18 protein-coding genes are annotated in these 18,176 nt (G+C 69.5%); 9 read left to right on the top strand and 9 right to left on the bottom strand.

Annotation, left to right across the window (positions count from 1 at the left end; translation table 11 throughout):
- Positions 1–81: 81 nt before the first annotated feature.
- The 3 genes from BKN51_RS28025 to rmuC form a co-directional block, all read right to left on the bottom strand.
- Positions 82–483: a hypothetical protein gene (locus BKN51_RS28025; protein WP_101610490.1), complete on the bottom strand. Its 402-nt coding sequence runs from the start codon at positions 481–483 to the stop codon at positions 82–84.
- A gap of 7 nt (positions 484–490) precedes the next feature.
- Positions 491–1,087 carry a hypothetical protein gene (locus BKN51_RS28020; protein WP_101610489.1) on the bottom strand — a complete coding sequence of 199 codons (597 nt, stop codon included), beginning with the start codon at positions 1,085–1,087 and terminating at the stop codon, positions 491–493.
- Positions 1,088–1,641: 554 nt separating this feature from the next.
- A complete protein-coding gene (rmuC, locus tag BKN51_RS28015; RefSeq protein WP_101610488.1) occupies positions 1,642–2,556 on the bottom strand; it encodes a DNA recombination protein RmuC in 915 nt (304 codons plus the stop codon).
- 165 nt (positions 2,557–2,721) lie between these two features.
- Between rmuC and BKN51_RS28010 the strand changes: the two genes are divergently transcribed.
- A complete protein-coding gene (locus tag BKN51_RS28010; RefSeq protein WP_168214407.1) occupies positions 2,722–3,873 on the top strand; it encodes an exonuclease SbcCD subunit D in 1,152 nt (383 codons plus the stop codon).
- Positions 3,870–6,821, top strand: coding sequence for an AAA family ATPase (locus tag BKN51_RS28005; RefSeq protein ID WP_101610486.1), 2,952 nt, complete (start codon positions 3,870–3,872; stop codon positions 6,819–6,821). The genes BKN51_RS28010 and BKN51_RS28005 overlap by 4 nt, the downstream gene beginning before the upstream one ends.
- Positions 6,822–6,905: 84 nt before the next feature.
- On the opposite strand, the gene BKN51_RS28000 is transcribed toward BKN51_RS28005, so the two are convergent.
- Both BKN51_RS28000 and BKN51_RS27995 read right to left on the bottom strand, forming a co-directional pair.
- Positions 6,906–7,406 carry a methylated-DNA--[protein]-cysteine S-methyltransferase gene (locus BKN51_RS28000; protein ID WP_101610485.1) on the bottom strand — a complete coding sequence of 167 codons (501 nt, stop codon included), beginning with the start codon at positions 7,404–7,406 and terminating at the stop codon, positions 6,906–6,908.
- A 10-nt stretch (positions 7,407–7,416) separates the two neighbouring features.
- On the bottom strand, positions 7,417–8,868 hold the full coding sequence (locus tag BKN51_RS27995) for a DNA-3-methyladenine glycosylase 2 family protein (RefSeq protein WP_101610484.1): 1,452 nt from the start codon (positions 8,866–8,868) through the stop codon (positions 7,417–7,419).
- A gap of 105 nt (positions 8,869–8,973) precedes the next feature.
- Here BKN51_RS27995 and ychF point away from each other — a divergent pair, with 105 nt between their 5' ends.
- Complete coding sequence (gene ychF / locus BKN51_RS27990; protein WP_101610483.1) at positions 8,974–10,056, top strand: redox-regulated ATPase YchF; 1,083 nt, start codon at positions 8,974–8,976, stop codon at positions 10,054–10,056.
- 287 nt (positions 10,057–10,343) lie between these two features.
- On the opposite strand, the gene BKN51_RS27985 is transcribed toward ychF, so the two are convergent.
- From BKN51_RS27985 to BKN51_RS27975, 3 genes are all read right to left on the bottom strand, one after another.
- Complete coding sequence (locus BKN51_RS27985; RefSeq protein ID WP_101610482.1) at positions 10,344–11,705, bottom strand: M20/M25/M40 family metallo-hydrolase; 1,362 nt, start codon at positions 11,703–11,705, stop codon at positions 10,344–10,346.
- Between the two features lie 92 nt (positions 11,706–11,797).
- A complete protein-coding gene (locus tag BKN51_RS27980) occupies positions 11,798–12,172 on the bottom strand; it encodes a hypothetical protein (protein WP_101610481.1) in 375 nt (124 codons plus the stop codon).
- 85 nt (positions 12,173–12,257) lie between these two features.
- Positions 12,258–12,722, bottom strand: a complete 465-nt coding sequence (locus BKN51_RS27975; protein ID WP_101610480.1) for a DUF2716 domain-containing protein — start codon at positions 12,720–12,722, stop codon at positions 12,258–12,260.
- 50 nt (positions 12,723–12,772) lie between these two features.
- On the opposite strand from BKN51_RS27975, the gene BKN51_RS27970 reads away from it, so the two are divergent.
- Genes BKN51_RS27970 through BKN51_RS27960 form a run of 3 tightly spaced genes read left to right on the top strand, consistent with a single transcriptional unit; the run spans position 12,773 to position 13,717 of the window.
- Complete coding sequence (locus BKN51_RS27970; RefSeq protein ID WP_101610479.1) at positions 12,773–12,976, top strand: CopG family transcriptional regulator; 204 nt, start codon at positions 12,773–12,775, stop codon at positions 12,974–12,976.
- Positions 12,973–13,347 carry a type II toxin-antitoxin system death-on-curing family toxin gene (locus tag BKN51_RS27965; RefSeq protein ID WP_101610478.1) on the top strand — a complete coding sequence of 125 codons (375 nt, stop codon included), beginning with the start codon at positions 12,973–12,975 and terminating at the stop codon, positions 13,345–13,347. The genes BKN51_RS27970 and BKN51_RS27965 overlap by 4 nt, the downstream gene beginning before the upstream one ends.
- A gap of 31 nt (positions 13,348–13,378) precedes the next feature.
- Positions 13,379–13,717, top strand: coding sequence for a winged helix-turn-helix transcriptional regulator (locus BKN51_RS27960; protein ID WP_101613499.1), 339 nt, complete (start codon positions 13,379–13,381; stop codon positions 13,715–13,717).
- A 386-nt stretch (positions 13,718–14,103) separates the two neighbouring features.
- On the opposite strand, the gene BKN51_RS27955 is transcribed toward BKN51_RS27960, so the two are convergent.
- Positions 14,104–14,394, bottom strand: a complete 291-nt coding sequence (locus BKN51_RS27955; RefSeq protein ID WP_101610477.1) for a 4a-hydroxytetrahydrobiopterin dehydratase — start codon at positions 14,392–14,394, stop codon at positions 14,104–14,106.
- A 75-nt stretch (positions 14,395–14,469) separates the two neighbouring features.
- On the opposite strand from BKN51_RS27955, the gene BKN51_RS27950 reads away from it, so the two are divergent.
- Genes BKN51_RS27950 through BKN51_RS27940 form a run of 3 tightly spaced genes read left to right on the top strand, consistent with a single transcriptional unit; the run spans position 14,470 to position 18,169 of the window.
- Positions 14,470–15,522 carry a thiamine ABC transporter substrate-binding protein gene (locus tag BKN51_RS27950; RefSeq protein ID WP_101610476.1) on the top strand — a complete coding sequence of 351 codons (1,053 nt, stop codon included), beginning with the start codon at positions 14,470–14,472 and terminating at the stop codon, positions 15,520–15,522.
- A 47-nt stretch (positions 15,523–15,569) separates the two neighbouring features.
- On the top strand, positions 15,570–17,147 hold the full coding sequence (locus BKN51_RS27945) for an ABC transporter permease (protein WP_101610475.1): 1,578 nt from the start codon (positions 15,570–15,572) through the stop codon (positions 17,145–17,147).
- Complete coding sequence (locus tag BKN51_RS27940; RefSeq protein WP_101610474.1) at positions 17,147–18,169, top strand: ABC transporter ATP-binding protein; 1,023 nt, start codon at positions 17,147–17,149, stop codon at positions 18,167–18,169. Before BKN51_RS27945 ends, BKN51_RS27940 begins: the two co-directional genes overlap by 1 nt.
- The last annotated feature ends 7 nt before the right edge of the window (positions 18,170–18,176 follow it).

Genomic DNA, 18,176 nt, shown 5'->3' with positions numbered 1-18,176 from the left:
TACTACGCGCAGGGGCGCGACAAGGTTGTCAAGCGGGTCGAAACGGAGCCTCCGATTCCGGAAACCGCAGGTGGTCGCGGGTCAGTCAGGAGGCAGGATCGGCTCCCGGTGGTACGTCGCGTCGTGAGGGCAGACCCAGTTGGCGACGCCGTCGATCAATCTCGCGCTCAGCGGATGGCGATGGCCAGGGCAGGGCGGCAGGGCGGCGCCGACGCTCTCTTCGATCGCGTGGTCCTGGATCTGGCCGGCGGTCGCCACTGTGGCTTCGTCGACCGGGACGTCGAGTGAGAAGTACACCTGGACGGAACCGTCACCGCCGCCGATGGTCACCAGCAGACTGTTCGGCATCGTCAAACCCGGCGGCGGCGCCGCGGTCTCCACATGCTCTTCGACGGCGAGCACCTGCCACGGGGGCGACAGATCTCCCAAGCGGTCGAGCACCGCCTGGGAAACCTGTCGCGCGTAGTCGATAGAATCGTTCATGTCCTCATTATGGGAGAAGGTCGAGCGCGCCCGCGAAGGTCAGCGTCGCCGTCCCGCCTGATCCCAGATTGTGCCGGAAAGTCAGGTAGTCCTGATATTGAACCGTGTTGTAGTGGTAGACCGGATTCATGGTTCCGTGGAAATGATACCAGGCGGGCACATTGTGTCCCGCGTTTTTCGGCATGCTCGCCCCATTTCGCCACCAGCGCAAACCGTCTTCGGTCACATTGCTCGCCGCGATGGCCTGAACATTGGGCGCGATCTTGAATCCCCACGGAATCGTGCCGTATCCGCTGAAGCAGACGTATTGCACGGTCCACGTTCCATGCTGGTTCGACCTGGTGAGATCTCCCTCGCAGGAGATGTAGTCCTCCACCTTCGACATTTGCACCGGGGCCTGCTTGGACATGTCCTGTCGGATGCGGTCCGCTTCCCCTTGTGTGACAGGCTTGTCGAACGTCAGCTTAAGGACCGCGTCGAACTCTTTCGCCGACTTCGTCTCGATGGAGATCTCCCGTACCTCGCCCGCTGCGGATGCGGCTGAAGCGGGAGTGCCGGTGAGGCCGATGACGAGGGAAAGCGAACCGATTCCGAGTGCGATCAAGCGTGCTCTTTTATGTGTGCCGGTGAAAGCCTTCATGGACATTCTGATGACCCCCCAAGGTCAATGGTGCATCAAGTGATGTTGCCGATCGGACAAGACCGAGAATCGACGAAATGCATCCCCATGCGATCTCACCCCGTATCGAGCGTACTCGGACTATCTCGGCAGCCGCTTCATCCATTCGAGTGGGTGATCCGGGTGGAATCCAGAGAAAACAAGTTATGCGAGAGTTCGTTTCGGGTTCATCGATTCGTTGGGACTCAGTGCTGGTGATGGAGTATGGAAGGCGGCGTGCGGGCACGGGGTGCGCGGTCCAAGATGCCGGCGAAGCCTCGGTGCAGCTGGTCGTGAGGGGGGCACTGGGTGGATTCGGGTCGTTAGTGACCCTGAAATCCACACGGTCACGATCTCGGTCACCGTCGGGCTGCCCGGCAACGCTCCGTGCGGCGGCTCTTGCGTCAGAGCAGGTAAGGCGCCGTGTGGAAATACGGAAACTCCGCAAGCAGACAGGCCGGGCCTGACGGTCCTGCTACCGATAGGCGCTACGAAGACCGTCACGAGGCTGGGAGCTCGTCCGCCTTCCGGATCAGGGGCACCGGCGCCGGGCTGCCCGCCGCGTCCGTCAGCGGGGAGACAGTGCTCCGGAAGCTCTCGAGCGCTTCCAGTTCCCGGCGCCGGGCCGAGATGAAGCGCTGGAGGTGGGTGCTCGACAGGTTCAGCGCGTCGACCGCGTTGCCCGCGGCCCGGTGCGCGGCCGCGGCGCCCGCCCGGACCTGTTCGACGTCCTCGACCAGTGCCCGCTCGGTCGCGGCGAACAGCGCGGCGGACGCCAGCACGGCGAATCCGGTCGGCCCGCAGAGGAAGACCCGCCGGTCCAGCATCCAGCGCAGCAGCTCCGGGTCCGTGTCCAGCGCGGCCACGACGGCCGCGTCGGACGGGACGAACATGATCGTCCCGTAGATCGCGTCGGCCCAGCGCTGGTAGCCCTTGCCCGCCAGTTCGGCCGCCCGCGACCGGAGCTGCCGGACGTGGACGCGCAGCGCGTCGAGCCGTTCTTCGGGGTCGTTGGTCTCGACGGCTTCGGCCCAGCAGGCCATGCTCGCCTTCGCGTCGACAGGCACCGTCCGCCCGCCGCCGACCCGCAGCACCATGTCCGGTTTCGCGGCGCCGCCGCCGGCCAGGTCCGTTTGGAGCGTGAAGTGCAGTTCTTCGCGGAGCCCGAGCGCGCGTGCGGTCTCCAGGAGGACCTTTTCGCCCAGCTCGCCGCGGCCGCTGATCGAGGCGAAAGCGACCTCGTACCGGCGTAGCGCGAGTTGCTGCTGATCCGCCTTCGACCGTTCGGCGTCGACCAGTTTCGCCGCCGCGTCCGCCCGCCGCATGCCGTCGTTGTACAGCCGCCACAGCAACGCGACGGCGACGAGCAGCAGGAGCGCGAGCACGACGGCCGCGGTGGTGATCACCGTCGCCACCGGTACCTCCCCTCCGGATCCGAGTCCGGGACATCATGGCGGAACCCGCCGACAAAAACCGGGCGGCGTATCTGACCTGGGCCGTCCCCGGCGTGTCGGAAAGCGCGGTGCCGCCAAGGGCGCGCCTCCCCTCTTCGGCCGGTGCGCGGCTCTACCTTGGGCTGCGTGAAGCTCCTGCACACGTCCGACTGGCACATCGGTCGCACGTTCCACGGCGCCGATCTGCTCGCCGAGCAGGAAGCCGTGCTCGGTCACCTCGCCGATCTCGTGGTCGCCGAGTCGGTCGACGTCGTCCTCGTTTCCGGCGACATCTACGACCGCGCGGTGCCCTCGGCGGAGGCCGTCCGCGTCGCCACCACCGCGCTCGGCAGGCTCCGTCAGGCCGGGGCGCAGCTGGTGATGACGCCGGGCAACCACGACTCCGCGCCGCGGCTGGGCGCGTTCGCCGAATTCGCCGCGGCGGGCGGGCTGCACCTGCGCGCCACGATCGACGGCATCGCCGAGCCGGTGCTGCTGCCCGACGAACACGGCGACGTCGCCCTCTACGGCATCCCGTACCTCGAGCCGGAGCCCGCGCGCCACGCCCTCGGCGTTCCCGAAGCCCGCGGCCACACCGGCGTCCTCACCGAGGCGATGCGGCGGATCCGCGCCGACCTCGCCGAACGGCCGCAGGGAACGCGGTCGGTGGTGCTCGCGCACGCCTTCGTCACCGGCGGCGAGCCGACCGAATCCGAGCGGACCATCGCGGTCGGCGGTGTCGAGCAGGTGCCGGGTTCGGTGTTCGACGGCGTCGATTACGTCGCGCTCGGCCACCTCCACGGCCCGCAGACCCTCGCCGAGCACCTGCGCTATTCGGGCAGTCCGCTGGCGTATTCGTTTTCCGAGACGCGCCAACGGAAATCCGTCTGGCTGGTCGACCTCGGCGCCGACGGGCTGGCCGAGGTCCGGCGGCACGAACTGCCGGTCCCGCGGCAGCTCGCGATGCTCAGCGGCGAGCTGGCGGATCTCCTGTCGGACCCGGAACACGACGGCCTCACCGATCATTTCCTCTCCTTTACGATCACCGACCGGGTCCGCCCGATCGACGCGATGCGGAAACTGCGCGAGCGTTTCCCGTACGCCGTGCACCTGGATTGGCAGCCGGAAGGCGGTCACGCCGGAGCCGCGCTGAAGTACGCCGAAGCCGTCCGCGGGCGTTCCGACGTCGAGATCACGCGCGGTTTCCTCGAGGACTGCCGCGGGTCCGCGCCGACGGAGAGCGAGGAGCGGCTCGTGCTGGCAGCGCTGGGCGCCGCGGGCAGGGAGCGCGAAGTATGAGGTTGCACCGGTTGGAGGTCGCCGCTTTCGGCCCGTACGCGGGCCGCGAGGTGGTGGACTTCGACGTGCTCGGCGCCGACGGGTTGTTCCTGCTGCACGGCGACACCGGCGCGGGCAAGACGACCCTGCTCGACGCCATCGCGTTCGCGTTGTTCGGCACCGTCCCCGGTGCTCGCGGCGAGGTCAAGCGGCTGCGCTGCGATCTCGCCGAGCCGGATCATGTCACCGAGGTCGTCCTCGAACTGACCGTGCAGGGCCAGCGGATGCGGATCGCGCGCAACCCCGAGTACCAGCGGCCGAAGCGCCGTGGCGAGGGGATGACCCTCCAGCAGGCCAAGGCGGTGCTGAGCTGGGTCGGCACGGTGCCCGCCGGGCACGTGGCCGAAGGCATCACGCGGATCGACGAGGTCGCGCGCACCGTCGAGCGGCTCATCGGCATGACGCACGAGCAGTTCTTCCAGGTGGTCTTGCTGCCGCAGGGCGAGTTCGCGCGGTTCCTGCGGGCGAACACGGCCGAACGCGAGGAACTGCTGGAGCGGCTGTTCGGCACCGAGCGGTTCTCCGACGTCGAAAACTGGTTCGCGGATCTGCGCGCCGAGCGTGGCCGTGAGCTGCAGGCGCGGCAGCAATCGCTGCGGGAGTGGGTCGCGCGGTTCGCGCAGGTCGCCCGGCAGGAGGCGCCCGAGGAGGGACAGGCCGAGTGGGTCGACGCGGTCCTCGCGGAGTCCGCCGAGCTTGTGGCCCAGGCACGAGGACAGGAAGAGAAGGCGCGTAAGGCCGCGAAGACGGCCGAGGCCGTGTGGCAGGAGAACCGGTCCACCGCCGAGCGCATCCGCCGGGTGCGCACCGCGTACACGCGTCTTTCGGCGATCGCCGAGCAGGCGGATCAGCGCGCGGAGTGGGCGGAAGAGGTCGAAGCGGCCCATCGTGCGGCAGGCGTCGCCGCTGAGGCCGATCAGCTCGAACGCCGCTCGAACCAGCTCGCCGAGGCGGAGGCCGCGGAAGCGCTCCGGACCCGGGAAGTGCCGGACGCCGCGGACAGTTCCGCCGCCGAACTCCGCGCCCGTGCCGGCGGGCTGCGCGAAGAAGCGGGCGCGCTGGCCGAACTCGTGGCCGAAGGCGAGCAGCAGCAACGGGATCTGGTCCGCCGAGATCAGCTGAGCACCGTCGCGAAGGAGGCGGAGGAGCAGGCCGAGGAACTCGTCGCCGAACTCGAATCCGTGCCGGAGAAGGTCACGGTGTTGCGTGCCGAGGCGCTCGCGGCCGCCGAAGCCGAGGCGAAACTCGAAGGCGTCCGCACCCGTTTCGACGAGTTGACCGCACTGGTCCGGGACGCCGATGAGGTGCCTCGGGCGAAGCAGGCCGTCGAGCAGGCTCGTGGACTGGTCCGCGACGCCGTCGACGCCCACCAGCAGGCGCGGCAGCATCGTCTGGACCTGCGTGAGCGCCGCCTCGACGGGATGGCGGCCGAACTCGCCGCCGGCCTGGCCGCGGGTGAGGACTGCCCGGTGTGCGGCGCGACCGAGCATCCGGCGCCCGCCACGCACACCGGTGGCCTCGTCGATCCCGAGGACGAACGCCGCGCCGAAGCCGCCGAGCAGCAGGCCGACAATCGGCGGGAGAAGGCGAAAGCCTCGCTGCTGGAAGCCGAAGGACGGCTTAAGACGCTGGTCGAGCGGTTGCGCGAGCGCACCGCCGAGGCGCTGCGGGCCGAACTCGGCGAGGCGCGGGAGCTGGGCGCGTCGCTGTCGGAAAAGGCTCGTCGCAAGTCCGTGCTGGAGAAGCAGCTCCTCGAACTGGAACGGAAGACCGAGCAGCTGACCGAACGCCGTCGCGTGACCGGGCAGCGGGCGGCCGAGGCCGCGACCGAGGTCCGGGGTCTCACGGAACGGCTGGCCGAACGGGAACGACGGCTGGAAAGCGCGCGCGGCGAGTTCGCCGACGTCGCCGCCCGGCGGCGGCACCTGCTCGGTTTCGCGACCCGCCTCGACGCGCTCGCCGAAGCGCGGCTCGGTGTCGTGGGTGCCCGCGAGCGTCGCGACGAGCAGGCGAAACTCGTCGAGAAGGCCTTGCAGGCCAAGGGTTTCGCGGATCTCGACGCGATGCGGGCCGCGTCACGGCCGGACGAGCAGATCACGAAACTGGAGACCAGCCTCGCCGACGCGAAGGTGATGGAGGAGTCCGAGCGGCGCGCGTTGGCGGCGCCGGAACTCTTCGGCATCTCGCCCGAGGACGAGATCGACGTCGTGGCCTCCGAAGAGGCGGCGCGGAAAACCCAGGGCGAAGCCGAGCAGGCTTTCGCGGCGCTGCGCACGGCCACGTCCCGGCACACCGACCTGACCGGCGTGGCCGAGCGGATGGCGTCCCTGATGGCGGGGCTGGCGCCGGTCGAAGAGCGGTACCTCGAACTGAAGGCGCTGGCCGAGGTCGTCAACGGGCGCGGGCAGAACGCGCGGAAGATGTCGCTGCGCTCGTACGTGCTCGCCGCGAGACTGGAAGAGGTCGCGGTCGCGGCGACCGCCCGCCTGCGGACGATGAGCCAGGGCCGGTATTCCTTCGTGCACTCCGACGCGGCCGGTGCCCGGGGCACTCGCGGCGGGCTCGGGCTCGACGTGCTCGACGACTACTCCGGCACCGTCCGGCCCGCGAAGACGCTCTCCGGCGGCGAGTCCTTCCTCGCGTCGCTCTCACTGGCGCTGGGCCTTGCCGACGTCGTCGCCGCCGAGACAGGTGGGGCGCTACTGGACACGCTGTTCATCGACGAGGGTTTCGGCACGCTGGACGCCGAGACGCTCGACATCGTCATGAACATCCTCGACGAGCTTCGCGCCGGTGGCCGGGTGGTCGGGCTGGTGTCGCACGTGGAGGAACTGCGGCAGCGGATCCCAACCCGGCTGCGGATCCGGAAGGCGCGTACGGGCTCCTCGGTCGAAATCCACGCCGCCTGACCCGCTCAGCGCGCGCTATGAAAGGCCCGTTACTTGCAAAATTTGCAAGTAACGGGCCTTTCATAGCATTCGCGAGAGGGGCACTCAGGCGGCTTCGTGGGTCAGCAGCCACTGCTTCGCCGGGACACCCCACCGGAAGTTCCCCACGCCGCCGCCGGTCCGCACCACGCGGTGACACGGCACGAACAACGCCGCGGCGTTCTTCGCGCACGCCGACGCGGCCGCCCGCACCGCCGCCGGATTGCCCGCCAGCGTCGCGTACTCCGCATAGCTCACCGGCTCACCGGCGGGCACCTTCCGCAGGATTTCCCAAGCGTGCTCCCGGAAAGCGCCGGACCGCTGCCGCACCTCGACGTCGGCGACCGCGTCCAGGTCGCCGTCGTGGTACCGGCGGATCGCGGCGCTCACCGGTCCCAGGTCCTGTCGCTGCTTCACCTCGCCGGGGGCCAGCGACGGCGAGATCAGCGGTGTCAGTTCGCCGACGTCGCCGGTCCAGCCCGAGGCGAGTACGGCCCCGTCCTCCGCCACCACGGCGGTGAACGGCCCGATCTTTGTGTCCATTGTGGACCAGTACGCGATGCTCATCGTCTCCCTTTCAAGCGCGCCACAGGTACATGCCGGCATACGAGGACCAGGGCTGCCAGGCCCGCCCGCGTTCGGCCAGCGTCTTTTCGTCGTCGGCGATCCCCAGCGCGGCCGCTCCCCGGCGCAGCGCCGGATCACCGGTCAGCAGGACGTCCGGCGCGCCCAGGACGCGCATCAGGACGTAGTCCGCGGTCCGGGGCCCGATTCCCGGGAGTGCCAGCAGTTCCTCCCGCAACTCCTCGGGATCGCGGCCGACGTGGACCGAAACGCCGTCCGCCAGCGCGGCGGCCACGGCGGCGATCCGCTCCGGACCGTGTTCGGCGACCACGGCCGCCGTCGGGAACACCGTGGTCACCCCTTCCAGCGATTCGTCGCAGTTGGGCACACGCTCGCCGAGGGTGTCGGCGAGCGACGCCGCCTCGGCCGGGGACAGCAGCGCGCGCAGCACGAGTTCGTCCCCGTCGACCGCGCCCGGCACCCGGATGCCGGGGATCGCCTCGACCAGCGGCGCGAGCGCCGGGTCGGCCCCGAGGACCCGCGTGACCGCCTCGGGGTCGGCGTCGAGGTCCAGCAGCCGCCGCACCCTGGCCACGGCGCTGCTGAGGTCACGCAGGTCGGCGAGCCGCAGGTCGCAAAGGACGTGGTCGTCCTTCGTCGTCAGCCGCACCACGCCGACGCCGTGTGCGAGCCGCAGCGTGCGGGCATAGGCGGTCACGCCGGAATCGTCGCGCGTCACGTGCTCGACGCCGGGGACGGCCCGGACGGCCAGGAACTCCAGCACCCCGGCCGCGTCGAACGGCTTGCGGAACGGCAGCCGCAGGCTCAGCCGGGTCCCGGTCGGTGTCTCGTCGGCCTTGCGACGTCCGCGACGCAGGCTCGCCGCGCGAAGCTGCGAAGGCGTCGTCGCGAACACCTCGCGGATCGTCTCGTTGAACTGGCGGACGCTGGAGAAACCCGCCGCGAACGCGACGTCGGTCAGCGGAAGGCCGGACATCTCGATCAGCAGCCGCGCCGAGTGCGCCCGGTGCGCCCTGGCCAGCGCGAGCGGTCCGGCACCGAGTTCCGCGGTGAGGACACGCCCGAGCTGACGTTCGGAATAGCCGAGCCGTCGCGCGAGCCCCGGCACACCGTCGCGTTCGACGGTCCCGTCCGAGATGAGCCGCATCGCCCGCGCGGCGAGGTCGGCCCGGATGTCCCAGTCGGGCGAGCCGGGGACGGCGTCGGGGAGGCAGCGGCGGCAGGCACGGAAGCCGTTCGACTGCGCCGCGGCCGACGTCGGGTAGAAGCGGACGTTCTGCTGCTTCGGCGTCGACGCGGGGCAGGACGGGCGGCAGTAGATCCCGGTGGTGCGGACCGCCATGATGAACTGGCCGTCGAACCGGGAATCACGGGCGGCGACGGCGCGGTAACACCGTTCGGTGTCGCGCCACACGGCCCGTTCGGCCAAGGTCTGCTCGGTCATGACATCGATCGTGCCACCAGGTCGCGGGGTCGGCTGGCGGAAATCCGACACCGCGATCCGGGCCTCGGCGGATGGGGTCGCGGGCGGCACGTAGACTTCTGGCCCGTGAGTCTCACCCTCGGCATCGTCGGCCTGCCCAACGTCGGCAAGTCCACCCTGTTCAACGCGCTGACCCGCAACGACGTGCTCGCCGCGAACTACCCGTTCGCGACGATCGAGCCCAACGTCGGCGTCGTCCCGCTCCCGGACCCGCGCCTGGACGAACTCGCCAAGGTGTTCGGCTCCGAGCGGACCGTGCCCGCTGTTGTGTCCTTTGTGGACATCGCGGGCATCGTGAAGGGCGCCTCCGAGGGGGCCGGGCTCGGCAACAAGTTCCTCGCGAACATCCGCGAGGCGAACGCGATCTGCCAGGTCGTGCGGGTATTCGACGACCCGGACGTGATCCACGTCGACGACCGGATCGACCCGGCGAGCGACATCGAGACGATCAACACCGAGCTGATCCTCGCCGACCTGCAGACGCTCGACAAGGCGCTGCACCGGCTCGAGAAGGAAGCGCGTACCAAGAAGGAAGCCAAGCCCGCCCTCGACAACGCGGTCAAGGCCAAGGAGATTCTCGACTCGGGCCGGACCCTGTTCCAAGCGCAGAAGGAGGTCGACTTCGAGGCTCTGCGCGAGCTGAGCCTGCTCACCACGAAGCCGTTCCTCTACGTCTTCAACGCCGACGAGGGAATCCTCACCGACGACGCTCGTCGCGAAGAGCTGGCCAAGATGGTCGCCCCCGCGGACGCGGTGTTCCTCGACGCGAAGGTCGAGTTCGAGCTGCTGGAACTGGACGACGAGGACTCCGTGCGCGAGCTGCTGGAGTCCGTCGGCCAGCACGAGCCAGGCCTGTACTCGCTCGCCCGCGCCGGTTTCCACACCCTCGGCCTGCAGACCTACCTGACCGCGGGCCCCAAGGAGTCGCGCGCCTGGACGATCCCGCAGGGCGCGACCGCCCCGCAGGCCGCCGGCGTGATCCACACCGACTTCGAGCGCGGTTTCATCAAGGCCGAGGTCGTCTCGTACGACGACCTGATCGAGAACGGTTCCATGGCCGCCGCCCGGTCCGCGGGCAAGGTGCGGATGGAAGGCAAGGACTACATCATGTCGGACGGCGACGTGGTGGAGTTCCGCTTCAACGTCTGACCCTTTCCGGGGCGCAACTTGCGCCGCGCGGTTCGCTGCACGGAGCGACTGTTCGGTGTTCGGTATTGACCGAACACCGAACAGCGTGGAGCATGTGCCGCTCCTGTCGAGATTGAGGACGTGAGGTTGGCCGGTGACCTACTCGTCAAACCTCCCCGAGAACCTCGTGCACGGTGCTCATGGCGTCATCGAAGCAGCCGCCACCGACAATCCCGCCCCGTGTGTCGGGAAAGGGGCTTTCAGGACGAAAAGTGTCCTGAAAGCCCCTTTCCTGACAGGGGGAAGCGCTACTTCCGCAGCAGGCTGTAAGCCGCCGATCCGATCAGCTCCAGCGAGACCTGAAGCCGCTCAAGGGAAACGTTGTCCTTGATGGTGTCTTCCGGCGTGTGATAGGTCGGCTCCAACAGCGCCGGGCCGCTTTCGCCACGCCAGCTGAAGTTGCCCGACGCGATCCCGCGCTCGAAGAACGGCACGTGGTCGCTCGAACCGCGCGCGACCGGGCCCTTGACCCGAGGGTCGTAACCGAGCCGCTTGGCCGCGGCGTTGACGGCCGCGGTCGTGGCGTTGTCGGCACCGTCGACCGAAAGCAGCCAGTAGGTGATCGCCGGGTCCCAGCTGGTGGCGACCATGTCGTTCTGGAAGCAGCCCGCGATCCGCTTCGCTTCCGGGTCGGTCAGGTTCGAGACGTAGTGCCGCGAACCGATCAGCCCGTATTCCTCCGAGCCCCACAGCGCGAACCGCAGTGTCTTGTTCGTCGGCAGGTACCGGAGGACACGCGCCAGTTCCAGGCACAGCACGGTGCCGCTGCCGTCGTCGTTCGCGCCGGGGGAGCCAGGGACGCTGTCGTAGTGCGCGGTCACCATGACCACGCCGTTGTCCTTGCCGGGGAAGGTGGCGGGCCGCTCGGCGATGACGTTGTACGACGTCAGGTTCTTGTGGTGGGTGGCCGTCGCCTTCACCTTGACCGAGCCCTTGGCGAGCCGTTCGCGTAGCCGCTCCACCTGCACCTGCGCCAGGCCGAGCACCGGGACGGTGACCGGGGTGGCCAGCGTCGGGGAGAAGGCGGACAGTTTGCGCGCGGGGTCGGCGCCGATCCGGCCGATCAGCACGGCGACGGCGCCGCGCTGCGCGGCCGTCAGGTACGCGTCGGCCTTGTTCGTCACGGCCGCGATCAGCACGATCTTGCCGGTCAGGTCGTCCGGAAGGGTGGTCCCGTCACCGGCGTCGACGACGACCGCCTCACGCGTGACGTCCTGCGCGCCCTGCGGTGACGAGCCGGTCTGCCAGCTGTCACGTCCGACCGACAGGCCGCCCAGGAACTTGTCGGCGATCGGGAACGGCTGCAGCGTGACCTGGTAGCGCAGCTCTCGCAGCACCTTCGCGATGTAGTCCTTGGCGCGCAGTTCGCCTTCGGTGCCGGCGATCCGGGGGCCGATCTTGTCGCTGAGCACCCGAAGATGCTCCAGCGCCCGCCGCGACCGCACCCGCGCGATCACGGGGTAGTCGCCGAAGTCCAGCGACGGCGGGAACTGCGCGCCCGGACGCTGCTGCGTGGCCGCGGCGGCGGTGCCGGGGTTCAACCCGATCGTCGCCGCGCCCGCCAGAGCCACCGCACCCGCGAGCACCTCACGCCTGCGCAGACCTGCCATGGAACACCCCTCACTTCTCGAACGACCTTCGTTCGAGTAGCCAATAGTCGCCGGGCCGCCAGAGCAACCTCCGATCGTCCCCTTTTTCCGGTTCAGCCCACGGTGGTGTGGCGGTAGGCCTGGGCCAGCGCGACGCCGCCGCAGGCGATGGCCCCGATCAGCCCGCCGATCAGCAGCACGGTCCCGACGAAGGGGCCGAAGTCGCCCACGTCGGCGAGCCGTCCCCAGAAGGAGCCTTCGAGCAGGGCGCCGACCAGGATGAACAGTGGCGCGGCGACGCCGAGGAACAGGATCCAGCGGTACTTGGCGGCCAGGGTCAGCACGAGGATCCCGGTCACGCCGAGGATGAACGGGCCGGGCGGGATGTCCGGGAATCCGGGGACGCCCGAGGCGATCTGGATGATCAGCCCGGCGACGCCGGCGAAGAGGAAGAAAGCGTTGGCGACGGCGGCGGTGGAACGGTTCATGGTGGGACTCCTCACTGGGTTTTCGACCACTGAAGAGTCCCGCTCGGAGCCGCTCGGGGCGTCGGCCCGGAAGCGGCAATCGGGCCTACGCAGACCTGCGTAGCGGTTTGCCGAGGATCAAGGTGACTTCCGCCGAAATCGCGGACACCAGTTCGTCGCCGAACACGCAGATCGTGTACTCCCAAGGGTGCCCGAAGGTGCCGAGCCGGAAGTCCGGCGTCAGGTAGAGGTAGTAGTCGCCGTCGGGGAACGGGCTGAGCGGCCAGTCCTTCGCCGCGGTCGCGAACCGGTACGACTCGTGCTGCCAGTCGAGCGCGTACAACTCGTCGGCACACGAGGCCAGCCCGCGCTGAACCACGGAGACCATCCGGTCCAGCAGCAGATATCCCGGGTCTTCGTCGAGGGCGGACAGACTCCAGGTCACCGCCCCCGCGGGCTCGTCGATCCCCGGCCATTCGAAGCGGTCGGTACTGGGCCGGAAGGCGAATTCCGCGCGGAAGCGGTCCCACACGCGCCGGTACTCGGCGTCGCCCAGGGTCTCGATGCTCACGCGGTGAAAATACGCGAAGGAGGGTGCTACCAGAGTGGTATCATCAGCCCATGGCCATGACCCTGAGGTTGAACGACGAGCAAGAGCGCGCTCTCGCCCTGCTGGCTGAGGCCGACGGCGTGAGCAAGCACGAAGCCACCGTTCGCGCCATCACCGAGGCGGCAGGCCGTCGTGTCCGTGACGACAGGGTCCGGGTGCTGTCCAAGGACGGCCGGGAGCGCTACGCCGCTCTGCTCGACCGTCTCGCCCAGTGATCGAGTATCTCACCGTCGAAGACCTCCTGGCGCTCGCGGAAGATCTCCGGGTGCCCAAGATCCGCGATCTCGGGCTGCTCGACTCGGCCGCGCACCGGCCGCAGGCCTCGTTGATGGGCCGGGACGCGTATCCGACGCTGCACGAGAAAGCGGCGGTGCTGCTGGAGTCCGTCGTGCGCAACCACGCGCTCATCGACGGCAACAAGCGCCTGGCCTGGATGGCGACGTTCGTCTTCTACGGGCTCAACGGTCACGACCTCGACGCGCCGGAAGACGACGCGTACGACCTGGTGATCGCGATGTCCACCGGCTCACTCGCCTACGACGACGCCGCGGCCGAGCTGGCGGGCTGGGCCAAACCGCTCGGGTAACTTCGGACGGGTGAAGCCACTGGAAGCGGACATGTTCGCGCCCGAGTGCCCGTCGAATCTCACGCCGTTCAGGATCGGCGACAAGTGGGCCGGCCTGGTCGTGCTCTGCCTGGAAGAGGGACCGCGCCGGTTCACCGAACTGAGGGTGCCGCTGAGGGGCGTCACGTCGAAGGTCCTCACGGAGACCCTCAGGGCCCTGGAGCGCGACGGCATGATCACGCGGACGGCGTACGACGAGACGCCGCCGCGAGTGGAGTACGAACTCACTCCGCTCGGCCGGACGTTGTTCGCGCCGATGGAGGCATGCCGCGAGTGGGCGGCGAAGCACCTTTCGGAGCTTGTCGCCGCCCGCGAGGCCTACCCGGGCTGAAAGGGGCTAGCCGAGAAGGCCGAGCACGATGATCGTCAGCAGCGTGACGGCGGTGGCGAAGACGGTCACCCAGACGCGCTGGGCGGCGGTGATGGAGGCGTTGTTCACGGCGGTTCCCCGGGGGAGAGAAGCGACAGGTCCGCCGGGAACAGCGCGTTGATCAGGGTCAGCGTTACTTCACGCGCGCCAGTGTGGCGAAGATCACTGATCGTGTTGGTGACGCCGATCTCGCGCCGTGTACCAAAGCACTCCGGCAGCGGCCGCCACCATCGCGCCGAATGCGGAGAACCCCACCACGATCGCCTGTGTCATCACTCGTCCTTTTCTCGTCGGTCGTACTGGGTAGACGCCCGGGAAGCGGAGTCGTGGCGCGGTCGTCACGGACGTCACATATCGGCGAGTACCCCGTCGATCTGCGACGCGAGCGCGAAGTCCTTCTCCGTCAGCCCTCCGGCGGAGTGCGTGCTGAGCCGGAACGTCACCGTCCGCCAGCGGATGTCGATGTCGGGATGGTGGTCGGCCGCCTCCGCGAGTTCGGCGATCTTGTCCACCGCTTCGATGGCTTTCGGGAAGCTCGCCAGCTTCGCCGTCCGCTCGATGGTGACGCCGTCGCGGGTCCAGCCCGAGAGCTTCGTCACGGCCTCGTCCGCCTGCTTGTCGTTCAAGATTTCCGCCATGACTCCATGGTGGTACGCCGTCGGCTACGCTGCACGTTTGCCACGGGTCCCCCTTGAAAAAACGCAGGAGGCTAGATGAAACGCGCCCTCCGCACGCTGGTTGCGGCAGGCACGGTGGCCGCCCTCGCCGCGGGCTGCTCGCTCTCCGGGACTACGGGGAACGACGCGCAGGCACCGGCGACGGTCACGCTCGTGACGCACGACTCGTGGCTCGCCCCGCAGGAGGTCCTCGACGCGTTCGAGCGGCAGTCCGGGATCAAGATCTCCGTGCTCAAGCAGGGGGACGCGGGCGCGCTGACCAACAAACTGGTGCTGACCAAGGCGAACCCGATCGGTGACGTCGCGTACGGCGTCGACTCGACGTTCGCTTCCCGCGCGCTCACCGAGGGCGTTTTCGAGCAGTACACCAGCCCGGAGGCCGATCGCGGCCCCCAGCGCTACTCCGTCGACCCCGAGCACCGGCTCTCCGCCGTCGACCTCGGCGACGTCTGCGTCAACGTCGACACCCGGTACTTCGCGGAGAAGGGGATCCCCGAGCCGAAGTCGTTCGCGGACCTCGCCGACGCCAAGTACAAGGACCTGATGGTCGCCGAGAGCCCCGCGACGTCGTCGCCGGGGCTGGCGTTCCTGCTCGGCACCGTCGCCCAGTTCGGCGAGCAGGGCTGGCAGGCGTACTGGTCGCAGCTGAAGGCCAACGGTCTCAAGACGGTCAGCGGCTGGGAAGAGGCCTACACCAAGGAGTTCTCCGGTTCCTCGGGCAAGGGCCCGCGGCCGATCGTCGTCTCCTACGCGTCTTCGCCCGCCGCCGAACTCGGCGACGACGGCAAGCCGCGCACGAAGGCGCTGCTGGACACCTGCTACCGCCAGGTCGAGTACGCGGGTGTACTGGCGGGCGGCAAGCAGGTCGAGAAGGCCCGCAAGGTCGTGGACTTCCTGCTGTCCCAGCAGTTCCAGGTGACCGTGGCGGCCAACATGTACGTGTACCCGGCACGCCAGGGCGTCGAACTCCCGCAGGGCTGGGCGCAGGCCGCGCCGCTGCCGCAGCAGCCGAAGACGCTCGAACCGGCCAAGATCCAGGCCGGGCGTGAGCAGTGGATCGCCCAGTGGCGCACGCTACTCGAAGGCTGAGTGCGCCCAGGCTGACTTATCGGGGCGCCGGGCTGGCCGCACTCGCCGTGCTGCCGCTCGGTTTCCTCGTGGTGTTCTTCGCCTGGCCGGTCGCGGCGATCATCGGCCGGGGTTTCGGTTCCGGCGGGGTCGGTACGGCCATCGGCGACCCGCTGACCTGGAAGCTCGCGGGGTTCACCGTCGCCAGCGCCGGGGTTTCGACGATCGTCGCGGTGCTCGCGGGTTTGCCGGTCGCGTTCCTGCTCGCGCGGGTGCGGCTGCCGGGTGTCTCGCTGGTCCGGACCCTCGTGCTGGTGCCGTTCGTGCTGCCGACCGTCGTGGTCGGCCTGGCGTTCCGCGCGCTCTGGCCCGACGGCGGCCTGCTGCCGCTGGTACTGGCCAACGCCTTCTTCAACGTCGCCGTCGTCGCGCGTACGGTTTCCGGGCTGTGGAGCCATCTCGACCCGCGCACCGTGGACGCGGCGCGGGCGCTGGGCGCGTCGCCGTGGCGTGCCTTCCGGTCGGTGACGCTACCCGCGCTCGGTCCGGCGATCGCTTCCTCGGCGGCGGTGGTGTTCTTGTTCTGCGCCACCAGTTTCGGGGTCGTGCTCATTCTCGGCGGGTCGAAGTTCCGGACCCTGGAGACCGAGATCTACCTGCGCACGGTCGACCTGCTCGACCTCTCCGGCGCGGCCGCGCTGTCGCTGGTGCAGTTCGCCGCCGTCGTCGCCGCGCTGGTCGTGGGGGCGCTGGCGAGACGACGCAGGGAGAACGCGGTCCGGCTGCGTTCGCGGAGCGAGACCGCGCGGCGGCCCAGGGGCGGCGAGTGGTGGGCGGTCTCCGCCGGTCTCGCGGTGATCGCGCTCCTGATGACGCCGATCGTGGCGCTGCTCCTCGAGTCCGTGTCCACTTCGGACGGTTGGAGCCTCGCCGGGTACGAAGCCCTCGCCGGTCAGGGATCCCGTGGCGCGCTGCAGGTTTCGGGCTGGGACGCGGCGTCGATGTCGCTGCGGACGGCGTTCGACGCGACCCTGCTCGCGATGATCGTCGGGGTACTGGCCTCGGTCGTGCTGGTGGCGCTGCGCCGCACACCGGGCAGGCTGGCGCGGGGGATGGGCGAGACGATGGACGCGGCGCTGATGCTGCCGCTGGGCGTGTCCGCGGTGACCGTCGGTTTCGGCTACCTCGTCACGCTCGACGCGCTGCCGGGAGATCTGCGGACGTCACCACTGCTGGTCCCGCTCGCGCAGGCGCTGGTGATCATCCCGTTGATCGTGCGGATGGTGCTGCCGGTGCTGCGGTCGGTCGACGTCCGGCTCCGGCAGGCCGCGTCGACCCTCGGCGCGAGCCCCGGCCGGGTGTGGCGGGAGATCGATCTCCCGTTGACGGCGCGTTCGCTGGTCGCGGCCGCCGGTTTCGGTTACGTGGTCGCGCTCGGCGAGTTCGGCGCGACGAGCTTCCTGGCCAGGCCGGACGCGCCGACGCTGCCCGTCGCCGTCGCGACGCTGATCTCTCGGCCGGGCGAGCTGAACAACCAGATGGCCTACGCGGCCTGCGCGCTGCTCATGATCGTGACCGTGGTGGCGGTGGTGCTGATCGACCGGTTCGGCGCGGTCCGCGGGCAGAATTCGGTAGGGGAGTTCTAGTGTCGCTGTCGGTACGGGATTTGACTGTCCACTATGGATCTCATCCGGCCGTGAAGGACGCCGGGCTGGACATCGCCGACGGCGAGGTCCTGGCGCTGCTCGGCCCGTCCGGTTCGGGGAAGTCGACGCTGCTGCGGGCGATCACCGGTCTGGAGCCGCTGACGTCGGGGACCGTGCGGTGGGACGGTGAGGACCTCTCCGGCGTCCCCGTGCACCGGCGGGGGTTCGGGCTGGTGTTCCAGGACGGGCAGCTGTTCCCGCATAAGGACGTCGCCTCGAACATCGCGTTCGGCCTGCGGATGCACGACGTCCCGCGCGCCGAACACGCGGAACGCGTCCGGGCGCTGCTCGACCTGGTCGGGCTCACCGGTTACGAGCGGCGGAGGGTCACCGAACTGTCCGGCGGACAGGCGCAACGGGTCGCGTTGGCCCGTGCGCTGGCACCGGAACCGCGGCTCCTGCTGCTGGACGAACCACTGTCCGGTTTGGACGCCGGACTGCGCGAGCAGCTGGCGATCGATCTCGCGGCTTTGTTGCGGCGCAGCAAGATCACCGCGTTGCTGGTCACGCACGATCAGGAAGAGGCGTTCACCCTCGCGGACCGTGTCGCCGTCCTCGACGACGGCGAGATCCGGCAGGAGGGCGCGGTGCGCCGGGTCTGGCGGCAGCCGGTGGACGAGGGGGTGGCGCGGTTCCTCGGCGTCACCACGTTCGTCGACGGCGAGGCGGCCGGCGGGACGGTGCGGAGCGCGCTCGGCGAGGTCGTCCTGCCCGACGTCAAGGATGGCGCGGTACGGCTGGGGCTGCGGCCGCATGGTCTGCGGGTTGCCGCGGAAGGCGTCGAGGCCGAGGTCACCGCCGTGGTGCACCGGCGAGAGCACGTCCGGCTCGTGGTCACGATCGGCGACCTGTCCACTGTGGACGCCGTCGCGCCGGTGACCGCCGATCTGCGCCCAGGGGACACCGTGCGGCTGGCTCTGGACCCCGACGGCGTCGCCCAGCTCCCGCGAGTCGTCCTCTAGTTGCGGT

Origin of the sequence: Amycolatopsis sp. BJA-103 (assembly GCF_002849735.1) — a bacterium.
Lineage (GTDB): Bacteria > Actinomycetota > Actinomycetes > Mycobacteriales > Pseudonocardiaceae > Amycolatopsis.
This window is presented reverse-complemented; position numbering and strand designations above follow the sequence as displayed.

Coding starts and splice junctions, on each gene's coding strand:
- BKN51_RS28025 (WP_101610490.1), bottom strand. CDS start 483: ATGAACGATTCTATCGACTACGCGCGACAGGTTTCCCAGGCGGTGCTC.
- BKN51_RS28005 (WP_101610486.1), top strand. CDS start 3,870: ATGAGGTTGCACCGGTTGGAGGTCGCCGCTTTCGGCCCGTACGCGGGC.
- BKN51_RS28000 (WP_101610485.1), bottom strand. CDS start 7,406: ATGAGCATCGCGTACTGGTCCACAATGGACACAAAGATCGGGCCGTTC.
- BKN51_RS27995 (WP_101610484.1), bottom strand. CDS start 8,868: ATGACCGAGCAGACCTTGGCCGAACGGGCCGTGTGGCGCGACACCGAA.
- BKN51_RS27985 (WP_101610482.1), bottom strand. CDS start 11,705: ATGGCAGGTCTGCGCAGGCGTGAGGTGCTCGCGGGTGCGGTGGCTCTG.
- BKN51_RS27980 (WP_101610481.1), bottom strand. CDS start 12,172: ATGAACCGTTCCACCGCCGCCGTCGCCAACGCTTTCTTCCTCTTCGCC.
- BKN51_RS27970 (WP_101610479.1), top strand. CDS start 12,773: ATGGCCATGACCCTGAGGTTGAACGACGAGCAAGAGCGCGCTCTCGCC.
- BKN51_RS27960 (WP_101613499.1), top strand. CDS start 13,379: ATGTTCGCGCCCGAGTGCCCGTCGAATCTCACGCCGTTCAGGATCGGC.
- BKN51_RS27955 (WP_101610477.1), bottom strand. CDS start 14,394: ATGGCGGAAATCTTGAACGACAAGCAGGCGGACGAGGCCGTGACGAAG.
- BKN51_RS27950 (WP_101610476.1), top strand. CDS start 14,470: ATGAAACGCGCCCTCCGCACGCTGGTTGCGGCAGGCACGGTGGCCGCC.